The organism is Brumimicrobium mesophilum (assembly GCF_003025005.1).
Lineage (GTDB): Bacteria > Bacteroidota > Bacteroidia > Flavobacteriales_D > Crocinitomicaceae > Brumimicrobium > Brumimicrobium mesophilum.
The window spans coordinates 1-607 of the sequence record NZ_PVSS01000070.1; the positions used below are offsets into that span (position 1 = coordinate 1).

Genomic DNA, 607 nt, shown 5'->3' on the forward strand with positions numbered 1-607 from the left:
CATTAGTGATAGAAATTCTTCAAATTATTTTTGAAAGTATATCAAATTCGCTTTAATTCGCATTGCTTGCATTCGTGTCATCCACGTGCTATTTTTTACTTACAAGCTAGCATGATGTTTATTACTGAAAACTTTTCTTTTAAACTCAGGTTGTACTCCAAAATTTAACAGTAATCCAACCTCTATTTCAGTTGCTTTTAAATAATTGATTAACTGAAATTCAAATTCCTTAATTATAACTTCTGTTGCTTTTAATTCTAAAACTACGACTTCATCGATGATTAAATCGGCGTAATATTCACCTACTTGATGGTTTTTGTAATATACTTTAATCTGTTTTTGTGCTTCGACATAGAAACCTCGGTTTTTTAATTCGATAAATAATGCATTTTGATATACTTTCTCAAGAAATCCATGTCCAAGTTCATTGTACACATCATAAAATGGTTTAATAATTTTATTTGTTAAATCTTTGTGAATTAAATTCATAACTGATTAGGTTTGGGTGTTAAAGTACATTAAGATACGGAAAAAGTTAGTATATTTCATTTTTTCAAGAAATTTTTTCTTGTAAACAATTTATGGCTTATTGGCACGCGGATGACGC

The 607-nt window shown here is 28.3% G+C and carries 1 protein-coding gene; it reads right to left on the reverse strand.

Going from position 1 to position 607, the window contains the following annotated elements; genetic code table 11:
• Nucleotides 1-99 precede the first annotated feature (99 nt).
• Entirely contained in the window at nt 100-489 is a 390-nt protein-coding gene (locus tag C6368_RS17080; protein ID WP_107040421.1) for a GxxExxY protein, read from the reverse strand.
• Between the last annotated feature and the right edge of the window lie 118 nt (nt 490-607).